Source organism: Noviherbaspirillum autotrophicum (genome assembly GCF_000818395.1).
Taxonomy (GTDB): Bacteria; Pseudomonadota; Gammaproteobacteria; order Burkholderiales; family Burkholderiaceae_D; genus Noviherbaspirillum; species Noviherbaspirillum autotrophicum.
The window spans coordinates 3,166,867-3,180,769 of the sequence record NZ_JWJG01000028.1 but is presented as its reverse complement, the minus strand read 5'-3'; the positions used below and the strand labels follow the sequence as shown (position 1 = coordinate 3,180,769).

The following is a 13,903-nucleotide window of genomic DNA, read 5'->3' as shown; positions in this document are numbered from 1 at the left end:
CATTTACACGGATTTGGAGCATACAAAATGACTAAACAACTTCAAGAAGCTTACGTTGTCGCCGCTACCCGCACCCCGATCGGCAAGGCGCCGCGCGGCATGTTCAAGAACGTGCGTCCGGACGACCTGCTGGTGCGTGCGATCCAGTCCGCGATTGCGCAAGTGCCGGGCCTGGATCCGAAACTGATCGAAGACGCGATCGTCGGCTGCTCGTTCCCGGAAGCGGAGCAGGGCCTGAACATGGCACGTAACGCCATCCTGCTGGCCGGCCTGCCGAACACCATCGGCGGCGTCACCATCAACCGTTACTGCGCATCCGGCATCACCGCCGTCGCGATGGCTGCCGACCGTATCAAGGTCGGCCAGGCCGACGTGATGATCGCCGCCGGCGCGGAGTCGATGTCGATGGTGCCGATGATGGGCCACCATCCGTCGATCAACATGAACACCTTCAAGGATGAAAACATCGGCATGGCCTACGGCATGGGCCTGACCGCTGAGAAGGTCGCTCAGCAGTGGAAGGTCTCGCGCGAAGCGCAGGACCAGTTTGCGGTGGAATCGCACCGTCGCGCCATCGCCGCACAACAAGCCGGCGAGTTCAACGACGAAATGACTTCAGTTGAAATCATCGAGCGCATCCCGAACCTGGCAACCGGCCAGATCGACATCAAGACCCGCACCGTCAACATGGACGAAGGCGCCCGCCCGGATACCAGCATGGAAGGCCTGGCTCGCCTGAAGCCGGTGTTCGCTGCCAAGGGTTCGGTCACTGCCGGTAACAGCTCGCAGACTTCCGACGGCGCAGGCGCGCTGATCCTGGTTTCCGAAAGAATCCTGAAGCAGTTCAACCTGACCCCGCTGGCCAAGTTCTCGTCGTTCGCCGTGCGCGGCGTGCCGCCGGAAATCATGGGTATCGGTCCGAAGGAAGCAATTCCTGCTGCATGCCGCGCCGCTGGCATCACGCAAGACCAGATCGACTGGTTCGAGCTGAACGAAGCATTCGCTGCGCAATCGCTGGCAGTGGTGCAGGACCTCGGCCTTGATCCGTCCAAGGTCAACCCGATGGGCGGCGCGATTGCGTTGGGCCACCCGCTGGGCGCGACCGGCGCGATCCGCTCCGCGACTGTGATTCACGCACTGCGCCGCAAGAACCTGAAGTACGGCATGGTCACCATGTGCGTCGGCACCGGCATGGGCGCTGCGGGTATTTTCGAACGCGTGTAAGATATGTTGCGCCATGGCATAACTTAGAAGTGGGATATGCCGGACCAATTCGGGGCATCAGTTAAAAGCCGTACGGCCGCAAGCCGTGCGGCTTTTTCATAGGAGAGTTCATGGATATTTTGACCAGCAAGGCGAATGGCATCCTGACGATTGAGTTCAATCGGCCGGAGAAGAAAAACGCGATTACCGCCGCGATGTATCAGATGATGGCCGATGCGATCAGGAATGCGGAAGGCGACGCCGCCGTACGCGCCATTCTTATTATCGGCAAGCCGGAAGTATTCACTGCCGGGAACGATCTTGACGACTTTTTGAAGAATGAATCAGCCGAGGTCGGCGATCGGCCGGTAGCGCAATTCATGCGCGCGCTGAGTTCAGCGAGCAAGCCGGTGGTTGCCGCCGTGGCCGGCAATGCGGTGGGGATCGGTACGACGCTACTGATGCATTGTGACCTGGTGTATGCGGCGGAAAACGCGAAATTCGCGATGCCGTTCACGCAGCTTGGCTTGTGTCCGGAGTTCGCTTCCAGCATGCTGTTCCCGCAAATGGTCGGCTATCAGCGGGCGGCGGAAAAATTGATGCTCGGTGAAGCTTTTTCGGCGCAGGAAGCGTATGAGATGGGACTGGTCAGCCGCGTGTTGCCAATCGACGACCTGGTGCCATTTGCGCATGGGCAGGCGGCTAAACTGGTTGCCTTGCCGGCGTCGTCGCTGCGTGTGACCAAGCGCTTGATGAAAGGCGCGCAAGCTGCTGTTGTTGACGCACGCATGATGGACGAAAACAAGCATTTCGGCGAAATGCTGATTGCGAAGGAAGCAAAAGAAGCATTTACCGCATTCTTCGAGAAACGGCGCCCTGACTTCACCAAGTTTGCATAACTGCCGGTTGCCGCATCAAGCGCACCATGCGCTGAAGGTCGCCATTCGGTTTTTATCGCAGCAACAAATGCTGTTCCCATCAACGACCTCGCGCATGAAACCCCGCTGATTTGTTCAGCGGGGTTTTTTTTATGGCCGAAATTCAATGCGACGGGCCTACCCTGTGGCGTCCCTCATATGAGTGACGGAAAGAGTGCAATGCTCTTTCGCATGCGACCGTCGATCTAATTCTGGTGTTTCCCGCATCTGGCGCCTACATTGAATTCTCCTCGGTCGGACGCCACGCTCAAGCCACGGCTTCCGGCTTGTTTTCAATTCACCTCCGGACACGTCGTTCAAGTTCGGTGCATGTTTATCGTGCCTCGTTTCATCTTCCTTATCCGCTGAAACATCAGACCTTGGTGCGGTATTTCCTGTATTGGAGTCCTGCAATGAAAAAGAAAAAGCTTTCTTTAGTTCTTGTGATGCTCGCACTCGCCGGTTGCGGTGGGGGAAGTGGAACCGGAAGCGTGGCTGGCGCGTCGGCGGCACCCGCCGCGATGCTGGCTAACTCAGTTGTCGCGGACACCGCCCTCAATAGCACTCAGTTCTTGATGGATGCGTATCAGGATGGTTTGGCGGAAATCCAGTTGTCACAGCTTGCACTGCAAAAAGCCGGGAATAACGAGGTGAGGAATTTCGCGCAGCGCATGATCGACGACCACACGCGGATGAACAACGAAATGACACAACTCGCGCAAAGCAAGAACATTGCCTTGCCGACTGATCTCTCGCCTGAACAGAAAGCTCTGGCCGACCGGCTGGCTGCCTTGTCGGGCGATGAATTCGACCGCGCTTACATGGCCGCAAATGTCGCTGCGCATGACAAGGATGTGGCCGCTGCCAGGCTGCAGGCACTGCAAGGAAATGATGCTGATGTGCAGGCGCTCGCGGACGCCAGCCTGCCGATACTGAAAATCCACCTCGCGCTGGCAGAAGAAATCAACAACCTGCTTGACCCGTCGGCTTTCCTGGTCAGTGCCTACCGCGACGGGCTGGCCGAGATCCAACTGTCCCAACTGGCACTGGAGCGCACAACGAGCGACGCCGTCAAGCGCTTTGCACAGCGCATGATCGACGACCACACACAGGCAAACAACCAGCTTGCGGCACTAGCACAGCAAAAGGGTGTAACGCTGCCGACGGCGCTATCATCCGAGCAGCAGGTTGTCGCCGACGCATTCGCGCAGCTGTCAGGCGCGGATTTCGACAAGGCCTACATGGACAAGAATGTCGTTGCGCATGTGATGGATGTGCGGCAGGCACGGCAGCAGTCGGACCAGGGGCGCGACCCCGACGTGAAGAACCTGGCGCAGAAGGCCTTGCCGGTGCTGGCATTGCACTTGGTGGCGGCGCTCGCTATCGACCGTGGCATCGAGCCAAGTTTTTTGTATAGCGCATTCCAGAGCGGAAGGATGGAAATACAACTCGCTCGTCTCGCGTTGCAGCAGAGCGCGAACGAACAAGTGAAAGCGTTTGCGCAACAGGTGATCGATGACCACACTGCCGCCAACAAGCAGATCATCCAGCTGGCTCAGACGCGTAGTCTCGTTTTGCCATTGGAGCTGCCGCCGGAGCAGTTGCGTGCCTTGATCGACTTGCTGGGAAAATCCGGGATAGATTTCGACCGCGCATACATGGATCTCAATGTGCAGAACCACCGGACGGCGGTGGCGCTGGCAACAGCGCAAGCGCAGAATGCCAGCAACGCGGATATCCAGAGTTTTGCCCAAGGGGTATTGCCGGTGTTGAGCGGGCACCTGGCGCAGGCGCAGCAACTGCTGCAACAATTCGCGTCACCAGCGCCGTGAACACTGTGTGACAGGTGCAGCTGTGCGCCAGGCGCGTGGCGATGCCGGCGCCTGGCGCCTTCAATGGCGGAGCCGCGGCCTTAACCCGGCGGCGGCCTTGTGTGAGGCGGGGTTTACCGCTTCGTGAGAAATCGTGCCCACCATCCCTTCTTGGGCATCACATGTTCCGCGGTTTTCGGTTTATCCGGTTTCGCGACCTGTTCCGGGAGCTGATCCGGCGACAATGACTCGACTTGCTTGTCGTATTCCAGAAAGAGCACCTTGCTCTCCAGCGCCTTGATCACATTGTCCTTGTCGGCGAGCCGCGCGCGCAATTCATTGGTGACCTGGTCTTTTACCTTTCGCAATTCCGCTTCCAGCGCGAGCGCGCGTTCCAGCGAACGGGTTCTCTCTTCCAGTATGGCGATACGCGTTCTTTCCCGGGTACGATCATCCGGATCATCGTCTTCGCTGGGATGAAGCCGTCCGTAGGTGCGCAGCAGCTCGGAAGTTTCGATCTGCGTTTCGCCCTCCGGCGTGACAGTCTTGCTCAGGCGCCCTTTCTCGATGTCGCGATAAAGGGTCGAGCGGTTTCTGCGAACAAGTTTCGCAGCCTCGGTGATGGAAACCAGTGCCATATGCCTGAAGAGAATCCTCGGTCTGAATCAGATGATCGCGCGATGACGTATTCCTTGACAATATTTGCGCGAAAAAATTCGACCGGCGGCGGCAAAGTTCAAAATTTGTTAGTTGGAAATGATGTTGAGGCAACTTGATTTGCGCTTGATGTCGTAATGCCGGCATGTCGCCGACTCTCCTGCGGCAACGATACGTCGTAGGCAATTCCGCATGTTCATCGTCCCATCTTTAACGGGAACCGTATCCACAGTGCTTCGAGCGCGGAAAAGGTTGCCACGGTCCACGTGTCGCTACGGTACAATGCGGTGTGAAGCAGGCCAGACAGCCGCTGGCTATCGCAAGATAGCGGGAGGAAGGTCCGGACTCCATAGAGCAGGGTGACGGCTAACGGCCGTACGCTGAAAGCCTACCCGGCGCAAGCCGGGGCGGTATAAGGTGAGGAATAGGGCCACAGAGACGAGCGTATTAAGTTACGGTGAAACGCGGTAACCTCCACCCGGAGCAATTCCAAATAGGCACGCATTGAGGCTGCTCGCGGAGCGTGCGGGTAGGAAGCTTGAGCCGTGGAGTAATCCACGGCCTAGAGGAATGGCTGTCATAGCAGGGCAACCTGCCGTAACAGAATCCGGCCTATCGGCTTGCTTCACACTTCTTCCTTGGTAACGTCCATTGCGCGCAATCGATTGCGGCGTTTGCCGCTAGCTGCCGCTTGACTGAACTCAACGCGCCACCCGGCGGGCTCAGTACACTTCCAACTCCAGAGCTTGTTGGCCGTGGGATGGACAATCGCAAATCGCGAAGGATGGCTTCCGGTGGACCAAGAATTCTGGCGGCCGCCAAGTAGTTTCAATCTGGTGCAACCGGAACCGTCATCCCGTCTGCCTGGCTTCATCCCACGACCAACAGGCTCTCGTCCCAAAACAGTTTCTCGCCTCGATAGCGCGTGGCCTTCCCAACTCTGCCCATGCAGCGGTAAGTCGTCATTGCCGTGGCCAACGTCATGCGCAAGTGCTTTCGCTCCGTGTGTCTGCATACTGTTTCATCGTTGCGCAGAACGGAGCAGCCACTGCCTCGTGATGCCTGTTCTCATGCCGGACTTAAAAAAAACGCCGCTATCGTAGCGGCGCTTTAGGTGGCACGGCTCAATCAGCTGCCGAAGTAGGTGTTGTCTGCACGCGAACTGCGCGCAGCTTGGACTGCTTCCTTGCGCACTTCGTCGCGCGACCGGGTCGAAGCGACATTGATGAATTCCACATACTCCTTGCTTTGCGCGGCCGGGCCTTGCTGGATTGCAGAGCGGACTTCGGCGCGGGTTTTGGTCGACTGAACACCGTTGAAGTCGACGTACTCTGTAGTATCGGCGGCAAAGGTGGACCCGGTAGCGGCAAACACGGCAACAGCAGCAATCAATTGTTTCGCATTCATTTTCATTCTCCAAAAAATTAAGTGGCTGACTCGGGATCATGCAGCTGCATCTGCCGCTTCGACCCTGCGTCGGTGAGTACGAGGTGCCCTCATCGATGAAGCACAGTGTATTTGGTGCAAGTGATGCAAAAAATAGGGTATTTAGAAAGACATCATTTCTGTTTCTGAAATAATTGATGGAAAAACAAAGCCTCTGGAATTTTTGACCTATGTCATTGGTACTGAATAACCGCATACATATAGTGGTTATTGAATTGCTCATTGGAAAGTTTTAAGGGGCGATCACGGAAATTTTCGACGCCGACATCCGCGTGATTCTCAACATCGACGGTGTATGGCGTACTGCTGACCTAGGACGGTTTTGAGCACAGAACCGCAGCGCACGGCACCATGCGGTCCCGTGGTCATGTTTTTTATGGGAGAAAGGCGATGAAAACAATACGAAGAACGCTTCTCGGACTCGTCGTCGGCATGGCGATAACGGAGGGCGCGCTGGCGCAAGCCGACTGGAAGACGCCCGACATCGACAAGCTACCGAATGACAAGTATGGCCAGATGGTCAGGCAGGGCAAGCTGCTCATGGATCAAACCTACAAGTACCTCGGGCCGGAGGCGAAAGATCCAGCCAGGCGCTACGCCGGCAACAACCTTGCATGCGTGTCTTGCCACGTCGACTCCGGCATGCGCAAGTTCGGCAATCCCTGGGTCGGCACCTACGTCGGTTTTCCGCAGTACCGCGGGCGTGAGGACGCGGTGTCGACCATCGAGGAGCGCATCAACGGCTGCATGGAACGCAGCATGAATGGGCGCAAGCTGCCTCTCGAGGGCGACGACATGAAGGCGATGGTCACCTATCTGCATTTCCTGTCTACCGGCCGCGCCGTCGGAGACAAGCTCGACGGCGGCGGGGTGTTGCGTATAAAAGTGCTGGAACGTGCCGCCGATCCGGCCTTGGGCAAGCAGGTTTACATGGGTTACTGCGTCGCCTGCCATGGCGAGAACGGACAGGGTTTACGGCGTGGCGCGGTAGGTGATGGCGAGGGTTACCAGTTCCCGCCGTTGTGGGGAGCGGACAGCTATAACAATGGTGCAGGCATGGCGCGCGGCATGCTGGCGGCTGGCTTCATCAAGGGCAATATGCCGAGCGGGACCACACATGCCAACACGGTGTTGACCGATGAGCAGGCGTTCGACGTCGCTGCTTACATCAATAGCCAACCCAGGCCGGCCAAGGCGAACCTGGAAGCCGATTTCCCGGCGCGTAAAAACAAGCCGCTCGACGCCGCTTTTCCGCCATACACGCCGGGTTTCTCGGCGGAGCAGCATAAATACGGTCCGTGGCAGCCGATCCAGCAGGCGCGGGACAAGGGCATTTATCCGCCCAAGTGATGTGAAGAGCCCGCCAGGGGCGCGCTCGTCTCCGATGGTAAACGCAGGCCCTGGCTGCGGGCCTGTCGTTTTTCAGGCGACCGCTGTCGCCAGTTGCGGCACTGACCCCGCGAACCACTGCAGCTTGTCGTGCAGCTGAGTCACTTCGCCCACGATGATCAGGCAGGGAGACTTGAACTTCTGCTCGGCGACACGTTCCGCAATCGTCGCCAGCGTGCCCGTGGCTACGCGCTGGCGGCGTGTCGTTCCCTGTTCGACGACCGCCACCGGCGTGCTTGCGGCGCGGCCTTGCTCAACCAGTTTGCTGCTGATTTCCGGCAGTGCGCCGAGCCCCATGTAGATCACCACGGTCTGGCGCGGATGCGCGAGGATTTCCCAGTCCAGGTTCAGGCTGCCATCCTTCAGGTGGCCGGTGGTGAACAGGCAGGATTGCGCGTAGTCGCGGTGCGTGAGCGGAATGCCGGTATAGCACGATACGCCGCTGGCCGCCGTAATGCCGGGCACGACTTCGTAACGGATGCCTTCTTCGGCCAGCACTTCCAGCTCTTCGCCGCCGCGCCCGAAGATGAAGGGATCGCCGCCCTTGAGCCGGACCACCTGCTTCCCCTGTTTCGCCAGACGCGCCAGCAAGGCATTGATTTCTTGCTGCGGCAGCGTGTGGTTGTCTTTCTGCTTGCCGACGTAGACGCGCTCGGCGTCGGGACGGGCCATGTCGAGTATCCCCTTGCCCACCAAATTGTCATACACCACCACGTCGGCCATGCCCAGCAGGCGCGCCGCGCGCAGCGTCAGAAGTTCGGGATCGCCCGGGCCGGCGCCGACCAGGTAGACAGTGCCGGTGCGTGTGCCGGGTTGGTCCAGGTCCAGCGATTGCAGAAAGGGAGGCCGATTGCTCATAGGTGCACCTGGTGTCCGCGAAATTGATCGCCGGAGTCCTGTTGTTTGGAATGGGTCCCAATTTATAACTTGCAAGTCGGAAAAAAATTGATTCGAGTTAAGGATTTGAAATTTGCAAAAGCGCACTCTAGCGAGCATCGAGAAATATAGCGGTCAATAAGTACCGCCCTTTGTGAGCGTTATTAGGTTCGGTTCGAAATCATTCGAATCAAATTGCAGTCGCCATCCTCGTTACGGGAGAAAAAAATGAAGTTGAACACACCGTTCCTCAAGCCCATGGCAGCAATGCTCGCCGCATTGCCGCTTGCAGTAGGGGTTGCTTATGCTGAAGATAAGCCGCACCAGGGCGCAGAACTGAAGTACCAGGCCGGAGCATCGCCACTGGCCGCTGAAGAAATGCACCAGAATATCAATCCGAAGGCGCCGCCGATGACCAAGGCGGAGTTCGAGCGCGCCAAGCAAATCTATTTCGAGCGCTGCGCCGGCTGCCACGGCGTGCTGCGCAAGGGCGCCACCGGCAAGCCGCTGACCCCGGACATCACGCTCGCCAAGGGCACCGACTATCTGAAAGTCTTCATCGCCTACGGCTCGCCGGCCGGCATGCCGAACTGGCAGACTTCGGGCGACTTGACCGAGAAGGAAGTCGACATGATGGCGCGCTACGTGCAGCAGGAGCCGCCGACCCCGCCGGAATACGGCATCAAGGACATGCAGTCGACCTGGAAGGAGTACATCCCGGTTGCCAAGCGTCCGACCAAGAAGATGAACAATTACAACATTGCCAACATCTTCTCGACCACCCTGCGTGACTCCGGCGAAGTGGCGCTGATCGACGGCGACACCAAGAAGATCATCAACATCGTCAAGACCGGCTATGCGGTGCACATCTCCCGCATGTCGGCTTCCGGCCGCTACCTGTACGTGATCGGCCGCGATGCGCGTATCAACCTGATCGACTTGTGGATGGAGAAGCCGGACAACGTCGCCGAAATCAAGGTCGGCCTGGAAGCGCGTTCGGTCGAAACCTCGAAGTTCAAGGGCTACGAAGACAAGTACGCCGTTGCCGGCACCTACTGGCCGCCGCAATTCGTGATGATGGAAGGCGACACGCTCAAGCCGCTGAAGATCGTCTCGACCCGCGGCATGACCGTGGATAACGAGTACCACCCGGAACCGCGCGTAGCCTCGATCGTGGCTTCGCACTACAACCCGGAATTCGTGGTCAACGCCAAGGAAACCGGCAAGATCTACATCGTCAACTACAAGGACTTGAACAACCTGAAGACGACGACGCTGGACGCTGCCAAGTTCCTGCATGACGGCGGCTTCGACTCGACCGGCCGTTACTTCCTCGTCGCTGCCAACGCATCGAACAAGATCGCCGTGGTCGACACCAAGGAAGACAAGCTGGCAGCGCTGGTGGATGTGGGCAAGACCCCGCACCCGGGACGCGGCGCCAACTTCGTGCATCCGAAGTTCGGTCCGGTCTGGGCTACCAGCCACCTGGGCGACGATTCGATCTCGATGATCGGCACCGACCCTGTCAAGCATAAGGCACAGGCATGGAAGGTCGTCGCAACGGTGAAGGGACAGGGCGGTGGTTCGCTGTTCATCAAGACCCATCCGAAGTCGAAGAACCTGTGGGTCGACACTCCGTTGAACCCGGATGCGAAGGTCAGCCAGTCGGTCGCGGTGTATGACATCAACAACCTCGACAAGGGCTTTGAAGTCCTGCCGATCGCCGAATGGGCTAACCTGGGCGAAGGCGCCAAGCGCGTCGTGCAGCCGGAGTACAACAAGGCTGGCGACGAAGTCTGGTTCTCGGTGTGGAATGCCAAGGACAAGACCTCGGCAGTCGTGGTCGTGGATGACAAGACCCGCAAGCTGAAGACCGTGATCAAGGATCCGAAGCTGGTCACGCCGACAGGCAAGTTCAACGTCAACAACACGCAGCACGACATTTATTGATCGGAAACGGGGCAGGAACAAGCCGCAAGGCCGGACCTGCCCCGGCACCGAAAAACGCAGTAACGCTCGATTCGTTTTTCTCAACTTCTACGGAAGAGCCGCAACATGAACCCGGCACCCGGTGCAAACACGAGACGGGCAACACCGCCCCAGGCGCGGCGCTTCAATCGCATTTCTTCCCGCATCATTGCGGCCCTATTCATGCTGGCCGGCGCTAGCGCTGCCGATTATGTATCGGCGTCGGAGCCGGTCGCACAACCCAACGCTGCACGCCGCAGCGAACTGATTAACCTGGTGCGCCAGGATTGCGGCTCCTGCCACGGCCTGACTCTCAAGGGCGGGCTCGGCCCGGCCCTGTTGCCGCAGGCGCTGCAGGACAAGCCTGCAGACAGCCTCAAGGCCACTATCCTCCAGGGCCGACCCGGAACGGCCATGCCGCCGTGGCAGCGCTTCATGAATGAAGCCGAGGCCGAATGGATCGTGACCAATCTGCAGAAAGGATTTCCAAGTGATTAAGCCGTCGCAATTCGTAACGACTGCGCTGCTGGGCGCAACACTCGCGCTTGCCGGCTGCGCGGCGCCGGCCTTGCGCGGCACGGGCGACCTCGGCGTGGTGATCGAGCGCGCCTCGGGCACGGTACAGATCGTCGACACCACGCAGCTGAAGTCGATTGCGACCGTGCCGGGCTTGGGCGACCTGTCCCATGCGTCGCTGGTCTATTCGCGCGACGGGCGCTACGCCTATGTATTCGGGCGCGACGGCGGCCTGTCCAAGGTCGACCTGCTCAAGGGCGTGGTGGAACGCCGCATCATTCAGGCCGGCAACAGCATCGGCGGCGCCGTGTCGCAGGACGGCAGCCTGATCGCCGCGCAAAACTATGCGCCGGGCGGCGTCAAGGTATTCAAGGCCGATACGCTGGAACTGCTGGCCGATGTCCCGGCTGAATTCGGCACCCAGGGACAGCGTTCAAAGGTGGTCGGGCTGGCCGATGCGCCGGGCAACTGCTTCGTCTGGAGCCTGTTCGATGCCGGCGAAATCTGGGTCGGCGATTTCAGCAATCCGGGCGCGCCGCGTATCGACAAATACAGGAACGCCGGGCGCGAGCCGTACGATGGCATGATCACGCCGGATGGGCGCTACTATCTGGCCGGCCTGTTCGGCGAAGACGGCATGGCGATGCTCGACATGTGGCATCCGGAAAAAGGTGTGCGCCGCATCCTCGATGGCTACGGCAAGGGGCAGGAAAAGCTCCCGGTGTACAAGATGCCGCATCTGCGCGGCTGGGCCGTGGCCGGGAAATATGCGTATGTGCCGGCGATCGGCCATCACGAAGTGCTGGTGGTCGATACCGAAACCTGGAAAGAGGCGGGCCGCATTGCCGTCGCGGGCCAACCCGTGTTCGTGATGGCGCGGCCCGACGGGCGCCAGATCTGGGTGAATTTCGCCTTCCCCGACAATGGCAGCGTGCAGGTGATCGACGTCGAGACGCGCAGTGTCGTCAAGCGGCTGGAGCCGGGCAGGGCGGTGCTGCACATGGAGTTCACGCCACGCGGCGAATCGGTATGGATTTCGGCGCGCGACGACAACCGCGTCGTGGTGTATGACACGGTCAGCTTCGCGCAACGCGTCGTGCTGCCGGCGGCCGCACCGAGCGGCATCTTCTTCACGACGCGTGCCGGGCGCACCGGATTCTGATGGAGGCAAGATGGACAGCGGCCTGACACCTGACGAATTCAAACTGCTCAATTCCTTCCAGCGCGACTTTCCGCTGGTGCCGCGCCCGTTTGCAAAGCTGGCTGCCGAATTGCGCATGGACGAATCGGCGGTGATCGACACGCTGCAGCGCCTGCACGCTTGCGGCTCGGTCGGGCGCGTGGGCGCCGTGTTCCGGCCGAACGCGATCGGTGCCAGTGCCCTGGCTGCGCTGTCAGTGCCCGCCGAGCGGCTCGACGAGGTGGCGCGTTACGTCAGCGCTTTTGCCGAAGTCAATCACAACTATCAGCGCGAGCACCGCTTCAACCTGTGGTTTGTCGCCACAGCGCCGTCAACCTCGCGCCTGCGCGCGGTCATGACGGAAATCCAGGAAGAGTGCCAGTGCGGCTCGCTGCTGGTTCTGCCGATGCTGGAAGACTTTCACATCGATCTCGGATTCGACCTGGCGAGCGGTCCGGCGGCGAATGCAGGCCGCGTGCAGGAATCGGCGCGCGCATGCAAACCGCCGGTCGTCACCTTGGGTGAATCGGAGAAAATCCTGGTGGCCGCATTGCAGGGCGGCTTGCCGCTGGTCGAGCGCCCGTTCGCCTGCCTCGGACTGCCGGAAGGCGAGGCCATCGCCACCATCGCGCAGTGGCTGGAACAAGGCGTCATCAAGCGCTTCGGCGTCATCGTGCGGCACCACGAGCTGGGCTATACCTCCAATGCCATGGTGGTATGGGATGTGCCGGACGACGAAGTCAGTGCAGTGGGGCGGCGCATCGCTGCCAGCGGCCGGGTCACCCTCTGTTACCGCCGCATCCGCCAGCTGCCGGACTGGCGCTACAACCTGTTTTGCATGATTCACGGCAAGGACCGCGCCGATGTCGAAGCGCAGGTCGAGGCGCTGGCCGCCGCCTGCGAACTCGACGCCTATCCCAGCAACGTGCTGTTCAGCTGCCGCCGCTTCAAGCAGCGCGGCGCGCATTACGCCGCATTATCCGAGGCTACCCATGGACGCGATTGACCGCGCGATCATCAATACTCTGCAGGGCGACCTGCCTGTCTGCGAGCGTCCCTACCTGGAAGCCGCACAGCGCATCGGCATTGGCGAGGATGAATTGCTGGCGCGCCTGACCAGCCTGCTGGAACGCAAGGTCCTGACCCGTATCGGCCCGCTGTACCAGATCGAGCGCATGGGCGGCGCGTTCACGCTGGCGGCGCTGAGCGCACCGCAGGCGACATACGACCAGATCGCGGAAAAGGTCAACGCCTTGCCCGAAGTGGCGCACAACTATGCGCGCGAGCATGCGCTCAACATGTGGTTCGTGGTGGCCACCGAAACGCCGCAGCAGATCGATGCCGTCATCGAACAGATCGAACGGGAAACGGGATGCGAAGTCTTCAACTTCCCGAAGTCGCGCGAGTATTTTGTCGAACTGAAACTGAAGGTGGCGCCATGAACGAGCGGCCCCAAATCGATGCCGTCGATCGCGCGCTCATCGTCGCGACTCAGCAGGGCTTGCCGCTGGTGGCGCGCCCGTACCACGCCATCGCCGAGCAGCTCAAGCTCGATCCGCAAGACGTCATGACGCGTATGCGCCGCCTGCTGGAGCTGGGCGTGATCCGCCGCATCGGCGTGGTGCCGAACCATTACGCCATCGGCTACCGCGCCAACGGCATGTCGGTGTGGGACGTGCCCGACGAGGTCATCGATGCGCTCGGCGAGCGCGTCGGCCAGCTGGAATTCGTCAGCCACTGCTACCGCCGCCCGCGCCGCCTGCCGCACTGGCGCTACAACATGTTCGCGATGGTCCATGGCAAGACGCGCGACGAAGTGGAAGAAAAGGTTGCGAAGATCGCCGAACTGCTGGGCGAGCATGTGCGCGACCACCAGATCCTGTACAGCACCCGAATTCTCAAGAAAACCGGTTTACGCATCGCCGCTGCCGGATAAAGGA

General features: G+C 60.0%; 13 protein-coding genes and 1 other RNA gene. 11 read left to right on the top strand and 3 right to left on the bottom strand.

The genetic code is table 11. From position 1 onward, the window contains the following. Positions 1 to 27 precede the first annotated feature (27 nt). The 3 genes from TSA66_RS15935 (at position 28) to TSA66_RS25670 (ending at position 3,952) form a co-directional block, all read left to right on the top strand. Positions 28 to 1,224 carry an acetyl-CoA C-acyltransferase gene (locus TSA66_RS15935; RefSeq protein WP_040040708.1) on the top strand — a complete coding sequence of 399 codons (1,197 nt, stop codon included), beginning with the start codon at positions 28 to 30 and terminating at the stop codon, positions 1,222 to 1,224. Positions 1,225 to 1,334: 110 nt separating this feature from the next. After that, complete coding sequence (locus TSA66_RS15930; RefSeq protein ID WP_040040707.1) at positions 1,335 to 2,102, top strand: enoyl-CoA hydratase; 768 nt, start codon at positions 1,335 to 1,337, stop codon at positions 2,100 to 2,102. 431 nt (positions 2,103 to 2,533) lie between these two features. Then, entirely contained in the window at positions 2,534 to 3,952 is a 1,419-nt protein-coding gene (locus TSA66_RS25670) for a DUF4142 domain-containing protein (RefSeq protein WP_084199658.1), read from the top strand. A 113-nt stretch (positions 3,953 to 4,065) separates the two neighbouring features. On the opposite strand, the gene TSA66_RS25665 is transcribed toward TSA66_RS25670, so the two are convergent. After that, positions 4,066 to 4,569: a hypothetical protein gene (locus tag TSA66_RS25665; protein ID WP_052452376.1), complete on the bottom strand. Its 504-nt coding sequence runs from the start codon at positions 4,567 to 4,569 to the stop codon at positions 4,066 to 4,068. Between the two features lie 310 nt (positions 4,570 to 4,879). On the opposite strand from TSA66_RS25665, the gene rnpB reads away from it, so the two are divergent. After that, positions 4,880 to 5,219: RNase P RNA component class A (gene rnpB / locus TSA66_RS25885), an RNA gene on the top strand. A 497-nt stretch (positions 5,220 to 5,716) separates the two neighbouring features. On the opposite strand, the gene TSA66_RS15910 is transcribed toward rnpB, so the two are convergent. Next, positions 5,717 to 5,995, bottom strand: coding sequence for a DUF4148 domain-containing protein (locus TSA66_RS15910; RefSeq protein WP_040040706.1), 279 nt, complete (start codon positions 5,993 to 5,995; stop codon positions 5,717 to 5,719). 429 nt (positions 5,996 to 6,424) lie between these two features. Here TSA66_RS15910 and TSA66_RS15905 point away from each other — a divergent pair, with 429 nt between their 5' ends. Continuing rightward, a complete protein-coding gene (locus TSA66_RS15905; RefSeq protein WP_040040705.1) occupies positions 6,425 to 7,384 on the top strand; it encodes a c-type cytochrome in 960 nt (319 codons plus the stop codon). A gap of 72 nt (positions 7,385 to 7,456) precedes the next feature. Here the strand turns inward: TSA66_RS15905 and cobA are convergent, their stop codons facing one another. Continuing rightward, on the bottom strand, positions 7,457 to 8,281 hold the full coding sequence (cobA, locus tag TSA66_RS15900; RefSeq protein ID WP_052452375.1) for a uroporphyrinogen-III C-methyltransferase: 825 nt from the start codon (positions 8,279 to 8,281) through the stop codon (positions 7,457 to 7,459). Between the two features lie 276 nt (positions 8,282 to 8,557). Here cobA and TSA66_RS15895 point away from each other — a divergent pair, with 276 nt between their 5' ends. The 6 genes from TSA66_RS15895 to ahbB (TSA66_RS27365) all read left to right on the top strand — a co-directional run bounded on the left by TSA66_RS15895 (position 8,558) and on the right by ahbB (TSA66_RS27365) (position 13,899). Further along, positions 8,558 to 10,249, top strand: a complete 1,692-nt coding sequence (locus TSA66_RS15895; RefSeq protein ID WP_040042666.1) for a nitrite reductase — start codon at positions 8,558 to 8,560, stop codon at positions 10,247 to 10,249. 105 nt (positions 10,250 to 10,354) lie between these two features. Then, entirely contained in the window at positions 10,355 to 10,765 is a 411-nt protein-coding gene (locus TSA66_RS15890) for a c-type cytochrome (protein WP_332309944.1), read from the top strand. Beyond that, entirely contained in the window at positions 10,761 to 11,945 is a 1,185-nt protein-coding gene (locus TSA66_RS15885; RefSeq protein WP_094299070.1) for a cytochrome D1 domain-containing protein, read from the top strand. The genes TSA66_RS15890 and TSA66_RS15885 overlap by 5 nt, the downstream gene beginning before the upstream one ends. A gap of 10 nt (positions 11,946 to 11,955) precedes the next feature. Continuing rightward, positions 11,956 to 12,969 (top strand): siroheme decarboxylase subunit beta, encoded by a 1,014-nt coding sequence (gene ahbB, locus TSA66_RS15880; RefSeq protein ID WP_040040703.1) that lies wholly within the window; start codon positions 11,956 to 11,958, stop codon positions 12,967 to 12,969. Continuing rightward, the gene (locus tag TSA66_RS27370) at positions 12,956 to 13,405 is read left to right on the top strand and encodes an Lrp/AsnC family transcriptional regulator (protein WP_040040702.1); all 450 of its coding nucleotides are present in this window, start codon (positions 12,956 to 12,958) and stop codon (positions 13,403 to 13,405) included. The genes ahbB (TSA66_RS15880) and TSA66_RS27370 overlap by 14 nt, the downstream gene beginning before the upstream one ends. Then, a complete protein-coding gene (gene ahbB / locus TSA66_RS27365; protein ID WP_040040701.1) occupies positions 13,402 to 13,899 on the top strand; it encodes a siroheme decarboxylase subunit beta in 498 nt (165 codons plus the stop codon). The genes TSA66_RS27370 and ahbB (TSA66_RS27365) overlap by 4 nt, the downstream gene beginning before the upstream one ends. The last annotated feature ends 4 nt before the right edge of the window (positions 13,900 to 13,903 follow it).

Bases quoted from the DNA above. Each gene is read 5' to 3' on its own strand.
- TSA66_RS15895 (WP_040042666.1), top strand. From the start codon at position 8,558: ATGGCAGCAATGCTCGCCGCATTGCCGCTTGCAGTAGGGGTTGCTTAT.
- TSA66_RS15930 (WP_040040707.1), top strand. From the start codon at position 1,335: ATGGATATTTTGACCAGCAAGGCGAATGGCATCCTGACGATTGAGTTC.
- TSA66_RS15890 (WP_332309944.1), top strand. From the start codon at position 10,355: ATGAACCCGGCACCCGGTGCAAACACGAGACGGGCAACACCGCCCCAG.
- TSA66_RS15910 (WP_040040706.1), bottom strand. From the start codon at position 5,995: ATGAATGCGAAACAATTGATTGCTGCTGTTGCCGTGTTTGCCGCTACC.
- cobA (WP_052452375.1), bottom strand. From the start codon at position 8,281: ATGAGCAATCGGCCTCCCTTTCTGCAATCGCTGGACCTGGACCAACCC.
- TSA66_RS15935 (WP_040040708.1), top strand. From the start codon at position 28: ATGACTAAACAACTTCAAGAAGCTTACGTTGTCGCCGCTACCCGCACC.
- TSA66_RS15905 (WP_040040705.1), top strand. From the start codon at position 6,425: ATGAAAACAATACGAAGAACGCTTCTCGGACTCGTCGTCGGCATGGCG.
- TSA66_RS25665 (WP_052452376.1), bottom strand. From the start codon at position 4,569: ATGGCACTGGTTTCCATCACCGAGGCTGCGAAACTTGTTCGCAGAAAC.
- ahbB (WP_040040703.1), top strand. From the start codon at position 11,956: ATGGACAGCGGCCTGACACCTGACGAATTCAAACTGCTCAATTCCTTC.
- TSA66_RS25670 (WP_084199658.1), top strand. From the start codon at position 2,534: ATGAAAAAGAAAAAGCTTTCTTTAGTTCTTGTGATGCTCGCACTCGCC.
- ahbB (WP_040040701.1), top strand. From the start codon at position 13,402: ATGAACGAGCGGCCCCAAATCGATGCCGTCGATCGCGCGCTCATCGTC.
- TSA66_RS27370 (WP_040040702.1), top strand. From the start codon at position 12,956: ATGGACGCGATTGACCGCGCGATCATCAATACTCTGCAGGGCGACCTG.